This window comes from Xanthomonas sp. F4 (assembly GCF_011761895.1).
The window spans coordinates 982349-1004975 of the sequence record NZ_JAASQX010000002.1 but is presented as its reverse complement, the minus strand read 5'-3'; the positions used below and the strand labels follow the sequence as shown (position 1 = coordinate 1004975).

Sequence of the window (22627 nt, the reverse complement as noted above, 5' to 3'; positions counted from 1 at the left end):
CGGTCCTGCACGCGAGCGCAAGGCCGGGGGCTCGCTGCGATGGCCGGCGCCCACACCGCAGCGGCTGACTCCGGTGCGTTCACAGGTGTCGTGTTTCAGTCAGCCGTCCGCCGGAAGTCCATCGCGGACGTTTCAGCCGAAGGGAGAGAAGCCGCATGAACGACGCGCCTGAACTGCTCTGGTCGACACAGCCGCATGCCGGCTACTACATCAACTCGGTGGCGGTGTCCGACGATGGCAACGTCATCGTCGCCGGCACCTTTTTCCACCGTTACGGCCCCGCATCCCAGATTCCCGGGATGGACGCGGTGCCGGTGGCGCAACGCAAGATCTTCGAACGCACCGCACCGGCGGCCACGCGGACCGATGTGCGCGACGACCAGGACGGGCACTTCGGCACCTACGCCTGGGATCGGACCGGCAAGCCGCTGCTGACGCAGGAGTTCGACGGCTGGCAGGGCGTGTACTGGGTCGACGTGGCGGGGGACGGGAGCACCGTGGCGAGCTGCGGCTGGAAGAGCAAGGCGCCGTATGCGGGCTTCATCAGCGCCTGGGCGGTCCCCGGCGGCGAGGAACTGCTGTCCTTCGCGCTCCCCGGTCGCGGCAACATGGTGTCGCTGGACGCGTGCGGGCGGACGTTGCTGGCCGGCGCCGAGCAGGGCTATCTGTTCTGCCGCGACGGCGCCGGGGCCTTCGCCGCCACGCCCGCGTGCATTGCGCTGACCGCTGGCGGCGACAGCAACGGCGACAGCGTCATCGCCACCGGCATCGCCGCCGACGGCGCGACCGGACTGGTGGCCAGCGCGCAGGGCGAAATCATCCTGTTCTCGATCGCCTCCGGACAACCGACGGCGCTGGCGCGCTGGCAGTTGCCCACGCACGTCAGCGTCCATGCCGCGGTGCTGTCCGGCAATGGGCGCCGGGCCTATGTCGGTGCCAGCGACGGTACGCTGTACGCGTTCGACGTGGCGACGTTCCAGCATGCGTCCGCGCCCGCGCCGGCCTGGACCGCGACGGTGCCCGAGGGCGCGACGACCATCTACGGGTTGGCCTGCGACCGTGCCGGCGACAAGGTCGCGATCGCCGGCAACCTCAAGGGCGGCGGCGTCGTTGCCGTGTACGCCGATGCCGGCACCGCGGCGACGCTGCAGTGGACCGCGCACAGCACGCATTCGCCCAACTGTCTGGCGTTCGACCCGGACGGACAGTGGCTGGGGCTGGCCGATGGCCATCCCGACGCCACGCCTGGCGCGTTCACGCTCTGGAACGCGATCGACGGCACCCTGCAATGGTCCTATGGCACGGACAACATGAGCTGGCCGATCCGTCTGTGCAGCGGTGCGACGGTGGTGGTGGGCGGCAGCGACGACAGCACGGTCAGGGCGTTCGCCGGTCCCGGTTCGGCCATCGGCCGTGGCCGGCAGGAGGCCGATGGATGACCGGCTGGGACGCCGAGGCGCCGTTTCGCACGCGCGCCGCGGCGCCGCGCCGTCCCGCCGCGCTGCTGGTGCTGTCGGCCGTGCTGGTGGTGGCGTGGCTGGCGGTCTTCGAGTTGGCGCGGGTGCTGGACTATCAGCCGCATGCGAGCCTGTGGTTTCCGCCGGTGGCGGTGACGTTGGCGACGTTCATGGTGCTGGGCTGGCGCGGCGCACCGGCGATCGCCATCGCCTGCGTGCTGGCCACGCTGCTCAGCTTCTATCGCACGAGCGCTCATCCCGCCGTCCCCGGCCGAGCGGTCCTGTCGTATGCACTGCTGTTCACCGCGCAACAGTTCTGCGTCTGGGGCGGGCTGGCCTGGCTGCTGCGTCGCGTCGGCCGGGTCGTGTCCTCGAGCAGCCTGCCGCGCGCGGTCACCTGCTTCATCCTCGGGGGCGGGGTAGCCTCGCTGCTGTCCGCCTGCCTGGGCGGTGCGGGGCTGGTGGTCACCGGCGCCATCGACCTGCCGAGCATGCTGGCGCAGTTGATCCCGTGGGCGATCGGCGACTACGCCGGCCTGCTGGCGCTCGGCCCGCTGGCGATCGTCGCGGTGCTGCGTCTGGCCGAGCGGCTGCAGATCGTGCCGCAGCCAGGTATTCCGCGCCTGTCGGGGATGATCGAACCGGCCGGAAGCGTCTCTGCCTACCTGGTCAAGCTCGCGCTGCTGCTCGGCGTCACCCTGGTGGTGATGGCGCTCGCGGCGGTGTTGCCGCGGCAGCCGGCGGTGGTCTTCGCGCTGTTCGTGGTGGTGGTGATCCAGTTGTGGATCGTGCATACCCACGGGATGCTGCAGGCGCTGACGGCAATCGCCGCCTTCAGCCTGCTGATCGCCGTCGCCACGCCGTTGCTACGGCTCGAGGCGCAGGCGCTCGCGCTGCAGTTCGCCATGATCAGCCTGGCGGCGAACAGCTACTTCGGCCTGGCCGTTCCCGGGTTGTACGCCGACAACACGCGGCTGCGCCATGCGCTGGTGCGCGATCCGGTGACCGGGGCGCTGTCGCGGACCGGATTCCTGGAGCAGGTGCTCAACGATCTGCAACTGGCTGCGCAGGATCCGCGTCCACTGGCGGTGATCGTCGCCGACATGGACAACCTCAAGGCGATCAACGACCAGTTCGGACACGCCGCCGGCGATGCGGCCTTGCGCGCCTTCGTCAAGCGCTGCCGCCACTGTCTGCGGCCGGGGCAGTTGCTCGGGCGCCGCGGCGGCGACGAGTTCGCGCTGTACCTGCCGCTGACCACGCCGGAGCGGGCGGACGCGTTGATCGACACGCTGCGCGCGGCGCTTGCCAAGCCTGGCGAGGACGACGGGTTTGCGACCGGGCTGTCGGCCAGCTTCGGCCTGGCCCTGTGCCACCGCCGGGATCTGGACGCGGAGGCGCTGGAGGAACTGCTCGAACGCGCCGACGCGGCGATGTACGCGGACAAACGGCAGCACCGCACCGTGGCCGTTCGCTGATTGTTCCCCTTCTCCCGCGGACCATGGCCCCCTTCTCGGGCGAAGGGGCCCAAAAGGCGGATGAGGGGAGGACGAAGCCTCATGGTCTTGTTTCAGCGACACGCTTCGCGCCGGAGCCTCACCCCAACCCCCGCTCCGCGCCCCGGCCCGCGCTTGCGGCGCGGGCGCGCCAGGGTGCGCGCGCCCGCGGCGCGCAAGCGGCACCCCGTCGCCCCGGAGGGAGAGGGGCTTTGGCTCCCTTCTCCCGTTGGGAGAAGGTGCCCCGCAGGGGCGGATGAGGGTGCGGTCAGCCAGGAATGCCACACATGCCAGTAGATAACCCGTAGGCCGCCCCTGCCGCCGCGCTGCCTGCCGCCGCGCCCGCTGTGTCCCCCATCGATCCCCTGTCCACGCTGTTCGCGCCATCGGCCACCAAGTCGGCCTTGCTGTGCGCGACGAGCTTCGGCTGGTATGCGTTGTACTGGTTCTACCGCAACTGGCGCGCGTTGCGCCTGCTGTCCGGGCGCCGGTGGGTCTCGCCGGTGTGGCGGTCGGTGTTCTCGCTGCTCTGGGTGTTCGCCTGCTTCCGCGGGCTGGAACGCACCATCGGCGCGCAGCGTGGCGCGCTGGTCGGCTGGCTGGGGCCGGCGCTGGCCTATGTCTGCCTGAGCCTGCTGGGCGCGTGGCCCTCGGCGCTGTCGCTGCTGACGCTGTTGAGCTGGACGCCGGTGCTGCTGGTCAACCAGCGTCTGGTCCGCTTCAAGCAATCGCACGGCCTGCCGCGCAACCCGGCCGAACGGTTCAACGCCTGGACCTGGACGTGGCTGGCGATCGCCGGGCCAGTAGCGCTGCTGGTGATGGTGGGGATGGTGGTGGCGATCGCCGGGGTGCAGCACCACATCAAGGTCGACTTGCCGACCCGATAGGCTGGCGTTGGCTGGCGGAGCACGCTGAGCGTTCGCCCATGCAACCGTCGCCATGCACACAGCCATCAAAGTTTCATGTGCAACCACCTCCCGGCTGGTGTCTAATACCGCCCCCCACGCCGTGCCCCCTCCCGTGAGCCTTCCCGATTCCGATCTGCGTCCGGACCTGGACCCGTTGCCCGACGACGGCACCGTCGTCACCGCCGGGCCGCTGACCCCGCCGCCGGATTCGGCCGGCACCGTGCAGGATGCGCGCGCCCTGCGCCATAGCGTGGCCGAGGACGTGCAGGGCATGCTGCTGGCGACCCTGGTGGCCTCGCTGGGCCTGGCGGTGTTCGCCCATGGCGGCTTGATGATCGGCGGCATAGCCGGCGTGGCCTTCCTGCTGCACTACGCGCTGGGCTGGAACTTCGGGCTGATGTTTGTGCTGGTCAACCTGCCGTTCTACTGGCTGTCGGTGCGGCGCATGGGCTGGGAGTTCACCCTCAAGACCTTCGCCGCGGTGGCCGCCTGCGGCCTGTTGACCGACCTGCTGCCACGCTGGGCGCAGTGGGCGACGATGACGCCGCTGTTCTCGGCGCTGGTCGGCGGCGCGTTGGTCGGGCTCGGCATCCTGTTCTTCATCCGTCACCGCGCCAGCCTCGGCGGCGTCGGCATCCTCGCGGTCTACCTGCAGCGCAGCCGCGGCTGGAGCGCGGGGGGCAAGGTGCAGATGAGCTTCGACGCGGCGCTGATGGCGGTGGCGTTCTGGTTGCTGGCGCCGCAGCAGGTGCTGTACTCGGCGATCGGTGCGGTGGTGCTGAGCCTCGTGCTGATGTTCAACCACCGCTCTGGCCGCTACATGGGCGTGTGAGAGCTGCAGCAGATCGTCGTCGCGTAAGGGCGCTGGTGTGTCCGGCCGCATCGCCGCAAACCCGCATGATGCGAAATGTCCCTCAACCGTCGCCGTCGCCGCGCGCCGGGCACGGCGTCGGCACGCCCAGCCGTTGCGCCAGGCGCCGTGCGTCGAATGGCGCATGCACCTTCATGTCGTTGTCGAAATAGCAGTACACGTCGCGGCGTACCCGCGCCGCGGCGCGTGGGCCGACCCGCTGCGCGTCGGCGGGCTCGCTGCCGCGGTGCCAGGCCTCGATGCGCCGGGCCCAGGTGTCGAGGGCCTTGTCGTCGTAGCCGCTGGCATAGAGCTGCGCATCGCCGTGCAGGCGCAGGTACAGGAAGTCGGCGGTCACGTCTTCCAGGTACGGCCACTTGCCGGCGGTATCGGCCTGCACCAGCGCCACGCGGTGCTTGCGCAGCAAGGCCACCGCCTCCGGCGTGGCGAAGCTGGGATGGCGCACTTCCAGCGCATGACGCAGGCGCCGATTGCGGTCGATCTGCAGCAGGCTGCGGTTGCGCATGCGTGCAGCGTCGCGCTTGCGCGCCAGCGCCAGGGCGGCCTCGCTGGTGCGCGGCAGCAGCGCCAGGAAGGTGTCCAGCAGGTCGTGGTCGAAGGCCAGCGACGGCGGCAACTGCCATAGCAGCGGCCCCAGCTTCGGCCCGAGCGCGAGCAGGCCGGAGGCGAAGAAATTGGCCAGCGGCTGCTCGCAGTCGCGCAGCCGCTTCAGGTGGGTGACGAAGCGCGGGCCCTTGACCGCGAACACGAAGTCGCGCGGCGTGGCGTCGTGCCAGGCGGCATAGCTTTTCGGGGTCTGCAGCGAATAGAACGAGCCGTTGAGTTCCACCGAGCGGAAGCACTGCGCGGCGTATTCCAACTCCCGCCGCTGAATCAGGTCGGACGGGTAGAAGACGCCACGCCAGCGCGGATAGCGCCAGCCGGAAATGCCGATGCGCAAGGCCATGCGCCGACCTTGCCGGCGGCCTCGTGCAGCGCCCGTGCAGGCCGCGGCAAGAAGGCGTCGTGCCGGTCCGCGCGTCGCGGTGGCCTCAGCCGGTGCGCATCCACGGCGGATCCAGCTGCGCGATGCGCGCGAACGCCGGGCAGTCCTCGCGGTGCGCGCCGGGCAGGTAGCCCAGGCTCATCAGGAACTCGCCGGTGATCTCGCCGCCGGTGAAGCGGAAGGTGCGCTTGAACAGCTTGATCCACTCTGCCTTGCTGCGCGGATGCTGCGCGTCCAGCCACGCGGCGAAGCTGCCGTGGCTGGCCCGCAGGCCCTGGATCACCTGCGCGTTGTGGATCGCGGCCTGCACCTTGAGCCGGTTACGGATGATGCCGGCGTCGCCGAGCAGGCGCAGCACGTCTGCCTCGCCGAAGGCCGCCACCGTGTCCACGTCGAACCCGGCGTAGGCGGCGCGGAAGCCGGCGCGCTTCTTCAGCATCAGCTCCCAGCTCAATCCGGCCTGGTTGATCTCCAGCACCAGCCGCTCGAACAGGTCGGCTTCGGCACGTTGCGGCACGCCGTACTCGTGGTCGTGGTAGTGGCCGTGCACCGGGTGCCCGGGGGCGATATCGCAATAGCTGCTCATGCGGCGGACATCCGTCAATCGGTCTGGTCGTTGGGGTCGGCAGGGTACACCTCGGTACGCCGGGTCCCGGGCAGTTGCAGGTCGGGCCAGCGCCGCGGCAGCAACTGCAGCTTGCCGTCGCGCAACGCCTGGTAGAGCGCATCGGCGTTGTCGCCGCGGCGCGGGAAGAAGTGGGTTCGCGCCACGTCGCTCCAGCCGTTGCCCACGTCGGTGTGGATGCGGCATTCGACGCCGTAGCCGACGCTGGCGTCGCACAGCAGCACGTCGTCGTGGCCATCGCCGTCCAGGTCGCGGCGCAGCGCCACGCACTGCGCGCCCTCGCGTCGGCAGTTGCCGTCCTCGATCTTTCCGGCCAGCAGTGCCTGCCACCACGCGGCGCCGGGGTCGGCGCTGCCCGCGGCCAGCGCGATGCGCTGGCGCACCTGCAGCGGATCGGCGCTGCGCGGTGCATCGTCGTTGTCGCCGCCCCAGCGCTGCTGGCGCTGCAGCATGCGCTGCAGGCGCTCGCGCTGCACCGGGTCGTCGGCGAACGCAGGCACTTCGCGCAGCGATTGCACGGCCCGGTAGCCGCGGCGGCCGCTGTCGAAGCGCAGGTAGGCCAGATCCAGTTGCGCCGCGCTGGTGTGGCCGTCGGCCAGGCGCTGCAACTGGTTGCCGACGACGATGCGGTAGGGGTCCAGCAGCGGCGAGCAGGCCGCCAGTGCCAGGCCGATCACCACCCATGACAGCGCCCGGTTCACCGGCGCCAGCGGCTGCAGCCAGCGCGCGCCCGGTCGCAGCACCGCCCAGGCATAACCGCATGCGTAGCCGCAGGCGATCACCGCGACCAGCACCCCGGCAAAGCGCTCGGTACTCCAGCCGTACTGCCCGATGCGCAGCCACAACGCGTACAGCGCCAGCCCTGAATACAGCGGCAGGCTCAGCAGCCCGGCGTCGATCACCCGTTGCAGCCAGGCCGGGTAGGGCACGTCGGCCGTGCCGTCCTGGTACACCGCATTGACGAAGACCACCAGCGTGGCCACCACCGCGATCAGGATGCTGGCTGCGGCGCGGGTCTCCCACAGCGGCTGCAGGCCGGTGAACGGCAGGCTCAACGCGAACAGCACCGCCACGAATGCCAGCAGCGGCAGCAGCCCGGTGCAGATCGCGAACAGGATCTGCCGCATCACCTGCACCGCACGCTGTTGGGTGCGGCCGATCAGGATGCCCAGGCCGAACATGGTGCCGGTGGCCAGGTAGATGAAGGCCGTCTGCCGGAACAGGTCGTAGAACAGGGTCAGCTTGACCAGCGCGAACAAGGCGCCCCACAGCCATAGCACCAGCCAGCAGATCCCCACGAACAGCAGCGCCAGCGCCAGGGTCAGCGCGTTCTGCCAGGCGTGTTCGAACAGGTCGCGGTACGGCGCCTGCCAGCGCCCGTGCTGCAGCCGGCACTGCAGCCACGGCAGCAGCACGAACATCGCCAGCGCCACGGTGGCACCGAACGGGCCCAGCACCTGGCCGGGGCGCAGGCCGGGCGCGCCGGTGGCGTTCCAGACCGCCCAGGCGGACAGGGCCGTCACCAGCACCGCCAGCGCGATGGTGTGCTGCCACAGGCGCGGCGCGCCCAGGTGCCGCACCGACAGCAGGGTCATGGTCGGCACGGTCAGCACCAGGGTGTACCAGCACACCTGTCCGCCCAGGGAGCCGAACGGCCACAGGCCGCTCTCGGCGCCGCGCTGCGCCAGGTACAGCAGCGCGCCTTGCAGCAAGGCCACCAGCACGATGAAGGCGCGGGTCTGGCGTGGCAGGTCGGGGGGCGTGTCCATGCGTGCTTGCTCCTGGGCGACCGGTCGGGGCCGCGATCGGGCGGATTATGGCAGCCCGCCGCAGCCAGGCGCAGCGCGCATGCGGGAGGGACGATAGAATGGGGCCATGTCCGCTTTGCCCACGCCTCTGGCCAACCAACTGCTGATCGCGCTGCCGGCGCTGTCCGATCCCAACTTCGCCCGCAGCGTGGCGCTGATCTGCCAGCACGACGAGAACGGCGCGATGGGCGTGGTGGTCAACCGCGCCTCCGAATACACGCTGGGCGAAGTGCTGGAACAGATGGGCATCGAAACCATCGACGCCGCGCTGCGCGAGCAGGTGGTACTCAGCGGCGGGCCGGTGCATCCGGAGCGCGGCTTCGTCATCCACGACGGCGCGCACGGCTGGGATTCCAGCCTGGCGTTCGCCGACGGCCTGTTCCTGACCACCTCGCGCGACGTGCTCGAGGCGATGGCGCGCGGCGAGGGCCCGCGCAACGCGGTGGTCGCGCTGGGCTGCGCCGGCTGGGGCGCCGGCCAGCTGGAATACGAACTGGGCGAGAACAGCTGGCTGACCGCGCCGGCCGACGCCGAACTGCTGTTCGAACTGCCGCTGGAGCGGCGCTGGCAGACCGCGGCCGGGCGCATCGGCGTGGACCTGTTCCGCCTCACCGACTACAGCGGGCATGCCTGAGTCCGGCCTGCCCGAGCCTGGCGCGCCGGCGCCCGCCAGCCCCGCGCCCGCGACGATCCGCCGCGACGGCACCGTGCTCGGTTTCGACGTCGGCCACCGCCGCATCGGCGTGGCCGTCGGCAGTCGTTTCGGCAACGGCGCGCGTGCGCTGGCGGTGATCGACGTGCACGCGCAGGGGCCGGATTGGCCGGCGCTGGATCGCCTGCATGCCGAATGGCGGCCGCACGGCCTGGTGGTCGGCGATCCGCTCACCCTCGACGGTGCCGACCAGCCCAACCGCAAGCGCGCGCATGCCTTCGCCCGCGAACTCGGCGCGCGCTACCGCCTGCCGGTGGTGCTGGTCGACGAACGCTCCAGTTCGGTCGAGGCCGCGCAACGCTTCGCGGTGGACCGTGCCGCCGGCCGCAAGCGCCGCCGCGACGCCGCCGCGCTGGACGCGGTGGCCGCCGCGGTGATCGTGGAGCGCTGGCTGGCCGCGCCCGACGACGCCCTTCCCCCTCCCTGATCCACTGCCCGGACCTGCCATGACTGATCCGCAACTCGATTCGAACGGGCGCCTACGCCACCTGCTGACCCTGGAAGGGCTGCCGCGCGCCACGCTGCTGCAACTGCTGGACCGCGCCGGACAGATCCGCGACGCGGCGGTGGGCCGGGTCGGCAAGCGCAGCGTGCTGGCCGGCACCGCGGTGTGCACGCTGTTCTTCGAACCGTCCACGCGCACCCGCAGCTCGTTCCAGCTGGCCGCGCAGCGGCTCGGTGCCGACGTGCTGAACTTCGACGCCTCCACCTCGTCCACGCGCAAGGGCGAGACCGCGCGCGACACGCTGAAGAACCTGGAAGCGATGGGCGTGCGCGGCTTCGTCGTGCGTCACCCCGAGGACGGTGCGGTGGAACGCCTGGCCGAGGCGGCGGGCGAGGGCACCGCGCTGATCAACGCCGGCGACGGGCGCAGCGCGCATCCCACCCAGGGCCTGCTCGACATGCTGACCCTGCGCCACGCCAAGGGCGGCGACTTCTCCAAGCTCAAGCTGGTCATCGTCGGCGACGTCAAGCATTCGCGGGTGGCGCGCTCGGACCTGCATGCGCTGCGCACCCTCGGTGCCGGCGAAGTGCGGGTCTGCGGCCCGCGCGCGCTGCTGCCCGACGACGCCACCCTGGACGGCTGCGTGGTCGGCGAGGACTTCGACGCCATGCTCGACGGCGTGGACGCGGTGATGATGCTGCGCCTGCAGCGCGAACGCATGGAGGAAGGCTTGGTGACCTCGCTGGAGGATTACCACGGGCGGTACGGTCTGACCGCCGAGCGCCTGCGCCGCGCGTCAAAGGACGCGGTGGTGCTGCACCCGGGCCCGATCAACCGCGGCGTGGAGATCACCGACGAGGTCGCCGACGGCGCGCAGTCGTGCATCCTGCGCCAGGTCGCCAACGGCGTGGCGGTGCGCATGGCGGTGCTGGAGACCTTGCTGGGCTGAGCCCGGCTGTGGGAGCGGCGTCAGCCGCGACGGGCCTTCCCGAGATGGCCTGTCGCGACTGCGGCCGCTCCAGCAGGATGCGCGATGCCCGCACGCCGCGCCGGCGTGGCATCCGTGGCCGAAGGTGGCGATCGGCACATCCGCGCCACCCCGAATCGGCCTACCATCGGTGGCGATCCTCCCCACGGACGTCATCATGATCCTTGTCCTGCGCCGCGCTGCGTTCGCCGCGGCCTGTCTTTCCCTTGTCGCCGCCGCTCAGGCCAATGCAGCCACTGCTGCTGCCGCGGATGGCGCCGGCACCTACGATCCGCAGGCGCTGTTCGCGCCGTTGCAGTTGCCGCAGCCGGCCAACGCCTATCGCAGCGGCGGCGGCGTGCCCGGCCCGCAATACTGGCAAAACCGCGCCGACTACGACCTGCACGCCACCCTGGAGCCGGCCACGCATACGCTGCGCGGCCAGGAGACCATCACCTACAGCAACCGCAGCCCGGACACGCTGGACGTGCTGTGGCTGCAGTTGGATCAGAACCTGTACCGCGCCGATGCCCGCGGCCGTACGCTGCGCGCCGCGCGTGCCGACCGACCCGCGCCGCAGAGCACCGATGGCGTCCGTATCGCCAAGGTGGAACTGGAACAGGGCGGCAAGCGCGTGCCGGCGACCTTCCTGATCGACGACACGCGCATGCGCGTGGACCTGCCGCAGCCGCTGGCCAGCGGCAAGGCGCTCAAGCTGCACATCGACTACGCCTACACCGTGCCCGGCACCTGGGGCGGCCGTACCGCGGTCACGCCCACCCCTGATGGCGACATCTACGAGATCGCGCAGTGGTATCCGCGCATGGCGGTGTACGACGACCTGCGCGGCTGGGACACCCAGCCCTACCTGGGCGCGGAGTTCTACCTGGAGTACGGCGATTTCGACTACGCGGTGACGGTGCCGTGGAACTATCTGGTGGCCGGTTCCGGGGAACTGGTGAATCCGGCGCAGGTACTCACCGCCACCCAGCGCCAGCGCCTGGCGCAAGCGGCCGCCAGCGACACGACGGTGACCATTCGCGGTGCCGATGAAGTGGGCAACCCGGCCAGCCGGCCCAGCGCCAGCGGCACCCAGACCTGGCGCTTCCACATGGACCACACCCGCGATGTGGCCTTCGCTGCTTCGCCGGCCTTCGTCTGGGACGCGGCGCGGATCAACCTGCCCGCGGGCAAGCACGCGCTGGCGATGTCGGTGTATCCGCGCAGTGCGGTCGGCAGCGACAAGTGGGGCCGCTCCACCGAGTTCGTGAAGGCTTCGATCGAGCACTTCTCGCAGTGGTATCCGTACCCGTGGCCGGCGGCGGTGAACCTGGGCGGCCACGGCGCCGGCATGGAGTATCCGGGCATCGTCTTCGACGACATGGAGGACGGCGGCAAGCCACTGTTCTGGATCACCGCGCACGAACTGGGCCACGGCTGGTTCCCGATGATCGTCGGCTCCAACGAGCGCCGCCACGCGTTCATGGACGAGGGCTTCAACACCTTCATCGACGTCTATGCCTCCGACGCGATCAACCATGGCGAATTCGCGCCCAAGCGCGATGGCGAGTACGCGCCCGGCGGCGGCAACCCGGTGGACGAGATCCTGCCGCTGCTGGCCGACGCGAAAGCGCCGACCCTGCTCGACCGCGCCGATGCCACCAGCGAGACCTACCGGCATCCGCTGACCTACTTCAAGGGCGCGCTGGGCCTGGTGCTGTTGCGCGAACAGATCCTCGGGCCGGCGCGCTTCGATCCGGCGTTCCGCAAGTACATCGCCATGTGGGCGTACAAGCATCCCACGCCGTCGGATTTCTTCCGGCTGATGGAGAGCGAGTCCGGCGAGGACCTGAGCTGGTGGTGGCGCGGCTGGTACTTCAACAACTGGCAGTTGGACATGGGCGTGCGCGCGGCCGCCTACGTCGACCACGACCCGGCAAAGGGCCTGCTGGTGACCTTGCGCAGCCGCCAGAAGCTGGTGATGCCGGCGACCTTGCGCATCGACTTCGCCGACGGCAGTCATCTGGACCAGCGCGTGCCGGTGGAGACCTGGATGCAGCAGACCCAGCCGCAGATCCGCGTGCCGAGCACGCAGAAGGTGCTGCACGTGACCCTGGATCCGGACCACGTGCTGCCCGACGCCGACCGCAGCGACAACCGCCTCGATACGGTGAGCTGATCGCGCCGCGGCCATCCGCGCCGTCGTCGGCGTCGGATGGCCCGCGCAAACGTGCTGCGGCCGCAACATTCGCCGCTGCGTGCCGCCGGCGTGGGCTTGTCCCCGATGCAGTGCCCCGGCGGCGATGCCGATGCGTGCGATGCGCGTGCGTTCGCCGTCATTGCCGACGCCCTGTGCCCAACGCGGCGCGCGTGTAGACAGCCTGTCCCTGGCTGTCGCTGTCTGTCTCCTGCGGACCGTGGGTGTCCGCTTGTCCTGTCCCACGCGGCGAACGGGGCGGAGGGTTCCAGTTCGGCATCGCGGCGATTGCGTGGGCCACAGCGCGCATTCCAAGAATGCCGCCGGCCCCCACGCCCCGTGCCGGCGCATGCGCGCACTGCCATGCGTCCTGCACTCATCGCGACAGATGGGAGAAACATCATGCAGCAGCAATTCCGCATGGGCGCACTGGCGCTCGCGCTGGCCGTCGCCGCCACCCCGGCCTTCGCCGGCCCGGTCGGCTACGGCGCCAACACCACCGGCGGCGGCACTGCCATTCCGGTGAACGTCGCCACGATGGAGGCGATGCAGGCGGCGATCGACAACTACGCCGGTTCCGGCGGCCTGGTGCTCAACTACACCGGCACCTTCAACTATGCCGGCATCACCGACGTGTGCACGCAATGGAAGCTGCCGGCCAAGACCGTGCAGATCAAGAACAAGCGCGACATCACCATCAAGGGCGCCAACGGCTCCTCGGCCAACTTCGGCGTGCGCGTGGTCGGCAACGCGCACAACGTCATCATCCGCAACATGACCATCGGCCTGCTGCCGGGTGGCGAGGATGCCGATTCGATTTCGCTGGAGGGCAATTCCAGCGGCCAGCCGTCCAACATCTGGGTGGACCACAACACCATCTTCGCTTCGCTGACCAAGTGCCCCGGCGCCGGCGACGCGTCCTTCGACGGCGGCATCGACATGAAGAAGGGCGTCAACCACGTCACCGTGTCGTACAACTACATCCACGACTACCAGAAGGTCGCGCTCAACGGCTACAGCGACAGCGACACCCAGAACGCCGCCGCGCGCACCACCTACCACCACAACCGCTTCGAGAACGTGGAATCGCGCCTGCCGCTGCAGCGGCGCGGGCTGAGCCACATCTACAACAACTACTTCAACAACGTCTTCACCTCCGGTATCAACGTGCGCATGGGCGGGGTGGCGCTGATCGAAGCCAACTACTTCGAGAACATCAAGAACCCGGTCACCTCGCGCGACAGCAGCGAGATCGGCTACTGGGACCTGATCAACAACTACGTCGGCAGCGGCATCAGCTGGACCGCACCGGAGAGCACCAGCAAGCCCTACGCCAACGCCACCACCTGGATCTCGTCCAAGACCTATCCGGAGCCGCTGGGCTATCTGTACACGGCGATCCCCGCCGCGCAGGTCAAGGCCAAGGTCATCGCCACCGCCGGCGCCGGCACCAACCTGGCCGAGTGACAGGTGCGGCCTCCACGCCTCGCGGCGCGGAGGCCGCCGCTGTCATATATCTGACATGTTAAGTGTGCCGTTTGCAGCATTTCTTGTCCCGGGTCAAAAGCCCCAGATTGGTGCGTTTTTGGCCGTTTTCGCACCCAGGAAATACAATACGGCCTGTTTTTTCACGCGAATTTGACGCGATTTTGCGGTTTTCGTGACTTGAACGCAGCGTCGTGCACGCCGTGGTCACGATGCTGAGGAAATTCAAAAAGTGTGCGCACTTACGCATCAAGAATCACGTGCGGCCGCCGCTACCTAAAGCGAGTCCCCGCACGTGACATCTCCGATGCGGTCGGTGCTGGAAGTGTCTTCGTCTTCTTCTCCGTCGCATCGCGTCCAGGCCTTCCGCCTGGCAGTGTCGTGCGCGATCCCAGGTCGTGGCGCGGGGCTCCCCCTTCCTCACTTGGTACCCCCCCATGATCGGTTTCCTGCAACGCTACAACGTCGGGACGCGGCTTGCCTGCGCCTTCGGTGTCCTCATCCTGCTGTCCTGCGCCCTTGTCGGCGCCGGCCTGCTGACGTTGAAACAGTCACGCGAGATGATGGATACCATCGTCAACCGGCGCATGCAGATCCTCGATTACACCGGCGGAATGCGCTACGCCAGCTCGCTGATCGCGATCAACCTGCGCAACATCGTGCTGCCGACCACGCGCGAGGAGAACGAGGGCTTCGCCAAGGTCGTCGACGCGCAGCGACGCTACTACGGCGAGATCCACGACAAGCTTTACGCGATTCCCAATACCAGTCCGGTCGGCGTGCAGATGCGCAAGGCGATCGACGATGCCTACGCGCGTACCCGTGTCGCCAACCAGGAGGTGCTGGATCTGGGCATGCAGGACAAGGACGCCGAGGCGCTGAAGGTGCTGGTGACCCAGGCCGCGCCAGCTACCCAGCAGTGGCAGGAGGCGCTCAACACCTATGCGAACCGGCAGCGCGAGCAGGGGGCCAAGGCCTATGCGACCGCCCAGGTCGCCATGGATCGCGGCCGTGCGCTGTTGCTCGCCGGTGGCGCCATCGTGGTGCTGGTCAGCGGCCTGCTGGCCTGGCTGATCACCCGCAGCCTGACCGTGCCGCTGACCCGCGCCACCCGTGCCGCCGAGGCCATCGCCAGCGGCAAGCTCGACAACGACGTGCATACCGACGCCCACGACGAGACCGGCCGCCTGCTGCTCGCGATGCAGGGCATGCAGCAGCAGGTGCGCAACCTGATCGACGCGCAGTTGGAGATGGCCCAGCGCCACGATGCGGGCGAAGTCAGCCACCGCATCGAGGCGCAGGCCTTCCCGGGCGACTATGGGCGCATGGCCGCCGAGACCAATGCGCTGGTGGCCTCGCACCTGGCGGTGAAGACGCGTCTGGCGCAGATCATGGGCCGCTACGCGATCGGCGACCTGTCGCAGGACATGGACCGCCTGCCCGGCGAGGAAGCGGTGCTGAGCCAGACCATGGACGAGGTCAAGGCCAACCTGTCGGCGATGAACGGGCAGATCAAGCACCTGGCGACCTCCGCCGCCGACGGCGATTTCAGCGCGCGCGGCGATGCCGAGCGCTTCCAGCATGATTTCCGGGTGATGGTGGAGAGCCTGAACCAGCTGATGGCCACCGCCGACGGCAACCTGCAGGCGCTGTCGACGCTGCTGCAGGCGATCGCCGCCGGCGACCTGACCGCGCGCATGCACGGCGACTTCCGTGGCGTGTTCGCACAGATGCGCGACGATGCCAATGCCACCGCCGAACAGTTGGCCGGTATCGTCGGCCGCATCAAGCACTCGGCGGTGTCGATCAATGCCGCGGCCACCGAGATCGCCGCCGGCAACGACGACTTGTCGCGCCGTACCGAGCAGCAGGCCGCCAGCCTGGAAGAGACCGCCGCCTCGATGGAGGAGCTGACCTCCACCGTCCGCCAGAATGCCGAGCACGCGCGCCAGGCCAATCAGCTGGCGGCCGGCGCGGCCTCGGTCGCCGCGCAGGGCGGCAGCGTGGTCGGCCAGGTGGTGACCACCATGAGCGGCATCGAAGCCTCCTCGAAGAAGATCGGCGACATCATCTCGGTGATCGACGGCATCGCCTTCCAGACCAACATCCTCGCGCTCAACGCGGCGGTGGAAGCGGCGCGTGCCGGCGACCAGGGTCGCGGTTTCGCCGTGGTCGCCAGCGAGGTGCGCACCTTGGCGCAGCGCTCTGCTGCCGCCGCCAAGGAGATCAAGAGCCTGATCGACGACTCGGTGAGTCGTGTGGCCGAAGGCTCGGCCCTGGTCGATCAGGCCGGCAAGACCATGACCGAGATCGTGACCTCGGTGCAGCGCGTCACCGACATCATGGGCGAGATCTCGGCTGCGTCGCAGGAGCAGTCGGCCGGCATCGAACAGGTCAACCAGACCGTGACGCAGATGGACGAGAGCACACAGCAGAACGCGGCGTTGGTGGAAGAGGCCAGTGCGGCGGCGCGCTCGATGGAGCAGCAGGCGGTGGAACTGAGCCAGGCGGTGGCGCTGTTCAAGCTGGACGCCTCGGCGGCCGCGCCGTTGGTGCACGCACCGCGTCATCACGCCAACGCGGCACCCGCAGGCAAGCGCAGTGTCCGTCCGGTGGTGGCGAATGCCGCACCGGCGCGGCGTGCGGCGCAGCCCGCCGCGGCGCTGGCGTTGGCTTCGGACAAGGATTGGCAGGAGTTCTGATCCAGAGGTTGTGCTGCATCGGGCGGCGTGGCGCAACGCGCCGCCCGCTCCACACGGCCGGCAGCCATGCTGCTGCCGGCGCCACGGCGCGCTGATCCAGGCGTTTGCTGTTGCAGTCGATGATGCCGTGCCTGCAGGGGCGCGGCGCCTGCGCTCCTGACAAAGCCGCACCCCACGTGCGCGCGGCACCGTGTGCCGCCCTCAACACCGCCACGCTCACGCGGACGTATCGCCGCATAGCGCGTTGCTGACCTGCGTCATGTTCGCCGCTGCCGCGTGCGTGCGCTTTCGTGCAAAGGGGCATGTGCCGCTTGCACGACCGTATCCGCGCGTCATCGCATGCCCCATCTCTTCCTGTCGATGCTGCGACGCGACTGTGATCGCACTTCTTGTCGGCGTCGCGCGCGTTTGGCATGCCTGCACCGCGGCCAACGGAAAATTTTTCCACCTCGCGCCCTTTCATCGAAAGCAAGTGCCATGCCGGCATTTGTAACCCTGCATGCACGCATCTTTCACGCAAAACGGCCGATCCGGCCGCTGCGCGAATGCGCCTTCGACACATCCGTCATCTGCCTGAGGCTGTTCAATAAATTTTCCGCAATCGCCTCTCAAGTCTCTCCGCGGGAAGCCGTTACACCGCCCGCACATTGAGCGGGAAGCGTCATCAAGCGTTTGATTCAGAACGCTTTTTCACGCTCTCTTCATCCCGGTTCCATTCGGACGCACGCACCGGCGGCTGGTCGGCGCGCGTGGTCCCGGCCGCTCCATTGCCCCAGCCATTCCCCCAAATAGGCCTCTTCCATGATTGCATTCCTTCAGCGCTACAACGTTGGCGCCCGGCTCGCCACCGCATTCGGCATCCTCATCCTGCTGTCCTCGGCCCTGGTCGTTGCCGGGCTGCTGACCCTGTTCCAGGCACGCGAACGGCTGGACGGCATCGTCAACCGCAACATCGCCGCCATCCGCGCGTCCAGCGACATGCTCAACGCCAGTTCGGTCGTGGCCATGAATGTCCGCAACATCGTGTTGCCGACCTCGCAGGAAGACAACATCCGCTTCGCCAAGGTCATCGCCGAGCAGCGTGCGCGCTACCAGGAAGCGCGCAAGCGGGCGGGCGCCATTCCGAGCGGCGCGCAGAGCCAGGCCGTGCTGGAGGAGGTCGACCGCACTCGGGAGAAGACCGTCGACGTCAATAATCGCGTCATCGATCTGGGCATGCACGACAAGCCGGATGAGGCACTGGCCCTGCTGATGGAACAGTCCGCGCCGCTGACGCAGAAATGGCAGGACGCCATCGCCCGCTATGCCGATCTACAGGCCACCCGCAGCAGCGAAGCCTACGCGGACGCGACGGCCGCGATGACGCGTGGGCGCGCCATGCTCATCGCCGGCGGCCTGGCGGTGGTGCTGGTCAGCAGCGTGCTGGCGTGGCTGATCACTCGCAGCCTCACGCTGCCGTTGGCCCGCGCCACCCGCGCCGCCGAAGCCATCGCCGACGGCCGCCTGGACAACGACGTGATCACCGAGGCACGCGACGAGCCCGGTCGCCTGTTGCTGGCGATGGGACGCATGCAGCACCAGTTGCAACGCTTCTCCAGCGAAACCACGCTGATGATCGAGTTGCACGCCGACAAGGACATCAGTCACCGCATGCCGCAGGACTTCCCCGGCGTCTATGGCGAGCTGAGCAAGGGCATCAACACCATGATGTTCGAGCACCTGGACGCCATCGTCGAGGCGGTCGAGATCCTCAACCAATACGCCAACGGCGACCTGCGCCGCGACGCCCGGCGCCTGCCCGGCAGCCGTGCGGTGCTGCACGAATCGATGGACGCGGCCAAGGCCAGCCTGCTGGCGATCAACACCGAGATCAAGCGCCTGGCCGCCGCGGCCGCCGCCGGCGACTTCAGCGCCCGTGGCGATGCCGCCCACTTCCAGTACGACTTCCGGCTGATGGTGCAGGACCTCAACGCGATGATGGAGGTCAGTGACCGCAACCTGGGCAAGCTGTCGGCGTTGCTGCAGGCCATTGCCGCGGGCGACCTGACTGCGCGCATGGACGGCGAGTTCCATGGCGTGTTTGCGACCATGCGCGACGACGCCAACGCCACCGCCGACCAGTTGACCGGCATCGTCGGCCGCATCCAGAGCGCGGCGGTCAGCATCAATGCCGCCGCCAGCGAGATCGCCACCGGCAACGACGACCTGTCGCGCCGCACCGAGCAGCAGGCCGCCAGTCTCGAGGAAACCGCGGCGTCGATGGAAGAGTTGACCTCCACCGTCAGGCAGAACGCCGAGCATGCGCGCCAGGCCAACCAGCTCGCCAGCGGCGCGGCGTCGGTCGCCTCGCAGGGCGGGGCGGTGGTGGGTCAGGTGGTCGCCACCATGAGCGGCATCGAAGCGTCGTCGAAGAAGATCGCCGACATCATCGGGGTCATCGACGGCATCGCCTTCCAGACGAACATCCTGGCGCTCAACGCCGCAGTGGAAGCGGCACGTGCGGGCGAGCAGGGCCGCGGCTTTGCCGTGGTCGCAAGCGAAGTGCGCACCCTTGCGCAGCGCTCGGCCAATGCCGCCAAGGAGATCAAGGGCCTGATCGACGACTCGGTGAGCCGCGTCGCCGAAGGCTCGGCGCTGGTCGACCAGGCCGGCAGCACCATGCAGGAGATCGTCGCATCGGTGCAGCGCGTCACCGACATCATGGGCGAGATCTCGGCCGCGTCGCAGGAACAGTCCGCCGGCATCGAACAGGTCAACCAGACCGTGACGCAGATGGACGAGAGCACGCAGCAGAACGCGGCGCTGGTGGAAGAAGCCACGGCGGCCGCACGTTCGATGGAGCAGCAATCGGTGGAGCTGGCCCAGGCGGTGGCGCTGTTCAAACTGGAGGGCGCGCCCGTGGCAACGTCGTCGCCAGCGCAGTCGCCACGCGGCAGGAGCGTGACGCCTGTGGCCACGCGCAGCCCGCGCCCGCTGGCTGCGGCAGCGGCTGCCCCGGCACGACGCGCGCCGTCGTTCGCGGCGGCGGTGGCGCTGGACAAGGATTGGCAGGAGTTCTAAGTCGCAACGGTCCGGGACCCGGACTGCTGTTGCGCTTGCGCGGCCGCCTTCTTTGGAAGGCGGCCGCCTACGTTTGGCGATCGGGCGATCGGCGACGTGGCCCGATTCGGGTACCAGCGGCCAGCGGCCGCCGGTCGACGGCCATTGGCCACGTCGCGGCCGCAGGCTGCGGCCGCGACGCACAGCTGGCGCTTACTGCGGCGGCTTGGTCTGCGGGCTCTTGATCACGTACGAGGTGATGTACTCGCCGTTGGAGCCGTAAACCACCACGATGGTGGTGTTGGCGTCGCGGTAGACCACCGTGGCGTTGCACGGGCAGCTCGCCGCGGCGGTGACCATGCCCAGCGGCTGGTTCTTCGCATCGTTGACCGCAATCATCTGCTCCTCGGCGGCTGTGCCGATCGGCAGCCGTGCCTCGGTGCCCGGCGTGGCGGTGAGCACGGTGATGACCTCGTCCTTCAACGAGTTGATCTGCACGAAACGCAGGCCGGCCTTCTCGAACGTGTAGACCTTGAACAGCGGCGACAGGCTGACGTTCTGCTTGCCGATGGGCAGGCGTTCGCCCATGCCCTGGATGGCATCGGCGGCGTTCAGCGGTGCGCGCTCGGCGGCCTGCAGGCAGGGCACGGCCAGCGCGGCCGCCAGCATCGTCAGCGTCAGTAGCGGTTTGATCATGGTGTCTCTCCTTGTCTGGATGTACGGACCTGTACGCCATGGGACGAGCGGCAGCCGTGGTCCTTTCCGGCCGGAGCGCCCGCAACGGGCCGTCTCCCGGTCCGTCGTCGCCTGCCGTCCTCCTGGCTCCGCGTGTGCGCCCTCATCGGCAGGTGCGGAGATAGGAGACTTTGCTGGCGTCTAGTTCAGTATTTCTGACGTTAGTATCGCTGTCAATACGCAAAATCAGAGAGATGCGAGAAATTCGCCGTTGCTTCGGATGTAAGGGGATTCAATACTTTCCGCAGCCTGGTTGGCGCTGGCGTGTTGCCGGGCAAGCCGTAATGCCGGGACCGTGTTCGCTGGCACGCAGCGGGCGGTCTCCCATCGCGGCCGCGTGCGCGGATCCGCGCTGCGTTGCAGCAGCCATCCCGCGGCGGCGGGTCGATCCGCGGCCACGGGCGGCCAAACACGGGCGCAGCCGCACGCCGCCGCCGGTCAGCCTGTATCGTGTCGCGTTTTCCGCACCCGACCGAGCCGATGCCGCATCCGTCCGCGCCTGTCCCGCCCGCCGCCGCACCCGCCTTGCGCCATGCGCTGAAACCGCGGCAACTGATCATGATGGGATTGGGCAGCGCGATCGGCGCCGGCCTGTTCCTGGGTTCCGGCGTCGGCGTGCACGCCGCGGGGCCGGCGGTGCTGATTTCCTACCTGGTCGCCGGCGCGCTGGTGATCATCGTGATGAACGCGCTGGGCGAGATGGCGGCGGCCAAGCCGGCCAGCGGCGCGTTCTCGGTGTACGCCGCCGACGCGATGGGGCCGACCGCCGGCGCCACCGTGGGCTGGCTGTGGTGGCTGCAGCTGGTGATCGTGATCGCCGCCGAGGCGGTGGGTGCCGCCGGCCTGCTGGCGACGGTGTGGCCGGGCTTGCCGGTGCCGCTGGCCGCGATCGCGTTCATGGCCGCGTTCACTGCGATCAACCTGCTGGGCGTGCGCAACTTCGGCGAGTTCGAATTCTGGTTCGCCATCCTCAAGGTGGCGGCGATCGTCGGCTTCATCCTGGTCGGCGTGGCCTTGCTGGCCGGCTGGTTGCCCGGGGTGGCCTCGCCGGGCCTGTCCAACGTCACCGGCAACGGCGGCTTCGCGCCGAAGGGCATGGCCGGCATCGGCGCCGCGCTGCTGGTGGTGGTGTTCGCGTTCGGCGGCACCGAGATCGTGGCGGTGGCCGCGGCCGAGACCGCCGACCCGGAGCGCAGCATCGCCCGCGCCATCCGCACCGTCGCCTGGCGCATCCTGGTGTTCTACATCGGCTCGCTGAGCGTGATCATCGCGGTGGTGCCATGGCAGAGCAAGGCGCTGAGTTCGCCGTTCGCCGCGGTGCTGCAGGTGGCCAACATCCCCGGCGCCGCCACCGGCATCACCCTGATCGCGGTGATCGCGTTGCTGTCGGCGCTCAACGCCAATCTGTACGGCGCCTCGCGGATGATCTTCTCGCTGGCCCAGCGCGGCGAAGCGCCGCGCGCACTGGCCGCGTCCAGTCGCCAACAGGTGCCGTGGCTGGCGGTGCTGGCCAGCGTGCTGTTCGGCTTCGTCGCCGCGGTGCTGGAGTTGCTGTATCCCAACCGGGTGCTGCCGGTGCTGCTGAACATCGTCGGCGCCACCTGCCTGCTGGTGTGGACGATCTCGCTGCTGTCGCAGTTGATCCTGCGCGCGCGCGCCGACCGCGCCGGCACCCGCCTGCCGTTCCGCATGCGCGGCTATCCGGTGCTCACCGTGCTGGCGCTGGCGATCCTGGCATTGATCTTCGGCCTGCTGGTGGCCTCGCCGGACACCCGCACGCAGTTCCTGTCGATGGCGGCGCTGACTGCGGTCATCGCCCTGGTCAGCGGCGTGGCGCGGCGGTTGCGCGCGGGGTAGGGCGCGCGCTCGATCGGGAGCGTCGTGCCTTTCAGTCCCGGCGTGATGCCGATGGCCGATGGCCTCGCGCGTCGCGACTGAAGTCGCTCCCACAAGAGGGGGCTTCGCGAGCGTCACGTGTGCTGCCGTAGCAGTGGCGCTTGTTGCCTTTCATGGATCAACCGCGGCAGGTGTCCACGGTAAGGCCTGTCGCGGCTGAAGCCGCTCCTACAACGGCACCGACAGCTCGCAGGCATGCCCTTGTAGGAGCGGCTTCAGCCGCGACGCGTTGCGGTAGAAGTCGCCGCGGCCGACCCGCGGTCGCGGCAGGCCAGGCCTGGGCGCCCGTCCCGGGGGGG

Annotated in this window: 16 protein-coding genes; 12 read left to right on the top strand and 4 right to left on the bottom strand. The window is 69.2% G+C overall.

Annotated features, from left to right (window positions below; genetic code table 11):
- Positions 1-155 precede the first annotated feature (155 nt).
- The 4 genes from FHR66_RS12295 (at position 156) to FHR66_RS12280 (ending at position 4693) form a co-directional block, all read left to right on the top strand.
- The gene (locus FHR66_RS12295; RefSeq protein ID WP_160971015.1) at positions 156-1439 is read left to right on the top strand and encodes a WD40 repeat domain-containing protein; all 1284 of its coding nucleotides are present in this window, start codon (positions 156-158) and stop codon (positions 1437-1439) included.
- A complete protein-coding gene (locus FHR66_RS12290) occupies positions 1436-2935 on the top strand; it encodes a GGDEF domain-containing protein (RefSeq protein ID WP_160971013.1) in 1500 nt (499 codons plus the stop codon). The genes FHR66_RS12295 and FHR66_RS12290 overlap by 4 nt, the downstream gene beginning before the upstream one ends.
- A 365-nt stretch (positions 2936-3300) precedes the next feature.
- Positions 3301-3840, top strand: coding sequence for an MFS transporter permease (locus FHR66_RS12285; protein ID WP_237475476.1), 540 nt, complete (start codon positions 3301-3303; stop codon positions 3838-3840).
- A gap of 175 nt (positions 3841-4015) precedes the next feature.
- A complete protein-coding gene (locus FHR66_RS12280) occupies positions 4016-4693 on the top strand; it encodes a YitT family protein (RefSeq protein ID WP_160970800.1) in 678 nt (225 codons plus the stop codon).
- An 82-nt stretch (positions 4694-4775) separates the two neighbouring features.
- On the opposite strand, the gene FHR66_RS12275 is transcribed toward FHR66_RS12280, so the two are convergent.
- From FHR66_RS12275 to FHR66_RS12265, 3 genes are all read right to left on the bottom strand, one after another.
- On the bottom strand, positions 4776-5678 hold the full coding sequence (locus tag FHR66_RS12275) for a DUF72 domain-containing protein (RefSeq protein ID WP_160970796.1): 903 nt from the start codon (positions 5676-5678) through the stop codon (positions 4776-4778).
- An 85-nt stretch (positions 5679-5763) separates the two neighbouring features.
- Entirely contained in the window at positions 5764-6303 is a 540-nt protein-coding gene (locus tag FHR66_RS12270; protein ID WP_160970794.1) for a DNA-3-methyladenine glycosylase I, read from the bottom strand.
- A gap of 14 nt (positions 6304-6317) precedes the next feature.
- The gene (locus FHR66_RS12265; RefSeq protein WP_160970792.1) at positions 6318-8111 is read right to left on the bottom strand and encodes a DUF4153 domain-containing protein; all 1794 of its coding nucleotides are present in this window, start codon (positions 8109-8111) and stop codon (positions 6318-6320) included.
- Between the two features lie 106 nt (positions 8112-8217).
- On the opposite strand from FHR66_RS12265, the gene FHR66_RS12260 reads away from it, so the two are divergent.
- The 7 genes from FHR66_RS12260 to FHR66_RS12230 all read left to right on the top strand — a co-directional run bounded on the left by FHR66_RS12260 (position 8218) and on the right by FHR66_RS12230 (position 19718).
- Complete coding sequence (locus tag FHR66_RS12260; RefSeq protein ID WP_160970790.1) at positions 8218-8784, top strand: YqgE/AlgH family protein; 567 nt, start codon at positions 8218-8220, stop codon at positions 8782-8784.
- A gap of 7 nt (positions 8785-8791) precedes the next feature.
- Entirely contained in the window at positions 8792-9289 is a 498-nt protein-coding gene (ruvX, locus tag FHR66_RS12255; RefSeq protein WP_160970798.1) for a Holliday junction resolvase RuvX, read from the top strand.
- A 19-nt stretch (positions 9290-9308) separates the two neighbouring features.
- Entirely contained in the window at positions 9309-10256 is a 948-nt protein-coding gene (locus FHR66_RS12250) for an aspartate carbamoyltransferase catalytic subunit (protein ID WP_160970788.1), read from the top strand.
- Positions 10257-10452: 196 nt separating this feature from the next.
- Positions 10453-12453, top strand: a complete 2001-nt coding sequence (locus FHR66_RS12245) for a M1 family metallopeptidase (protein WP_160970786.1) — start codon at positions 10453-10455, stop codon at positions 12451-12453.
- A gap of 420 nt (positions 12454-12873) precedes the next feature.
- Positions 12874-13938, top strand: coding sequence for a pectate lyase family protein (locus FHR66_RS12240; RefSeq protein WP_160970784.1), 1065 nt, complete (start codon positions 12874-12876; stop codon positions 13936-13938).
- A gap of 455 nt (positions 13939-14393) precedes the next feature.
- Entirely contained in the window at positions 14394-16658 is a 2265-nt protein-coding gene (locus FHR66_RS12235) for a methyl-accepting chemotaxis protein (protein ID WP_160970782.1), read from the top strand.
- An 801-nt stretch (positions 16659-17459) separates the two neighbouring features.
- On the top strand, positions 17460-19718 hold the full coding sequence (locus FHR66_RS12230) for a methyl-accepting chemotaxis protein (RefSeq protein WP_160970780.1): 2259 nt from the start codon (positions 17460-17462) through the stop codon (positions 19716-19718).
- 192 nt (positions 19719-19910) lie between these two features.
- Here FHR66_RS12230 and FHR66_RS12225 read toward each other — a convergent pair whose 3' ends face one another.
- Positions 19911-20393 carry a hypothetical protein gene (locus tag FHR66_RS12225; protein WP_160970778.1) on the bottom strand — a complete coding sequence of 161 codons (483 nt, stop codon included), beginning with the start codon at positions 20391-20393 and terminating at the stop codon, positions 19911-19913.
- 519 nt (positions 20394-20912) lie between these two features.
- Here FHR66_RS12225 and FHR66_RS12220 point away from each other — a divergent pair.
- Entirely contained in the window at positions 20913-22289 is a 1377-nt protein-coding gene (locus FHR66_RS12220) for an amino acid permease (RefSeq protein ID WP_160970776.1), read from the top strand.
- Positions 22290-22627: the final 338 nt, after the last annotated feature.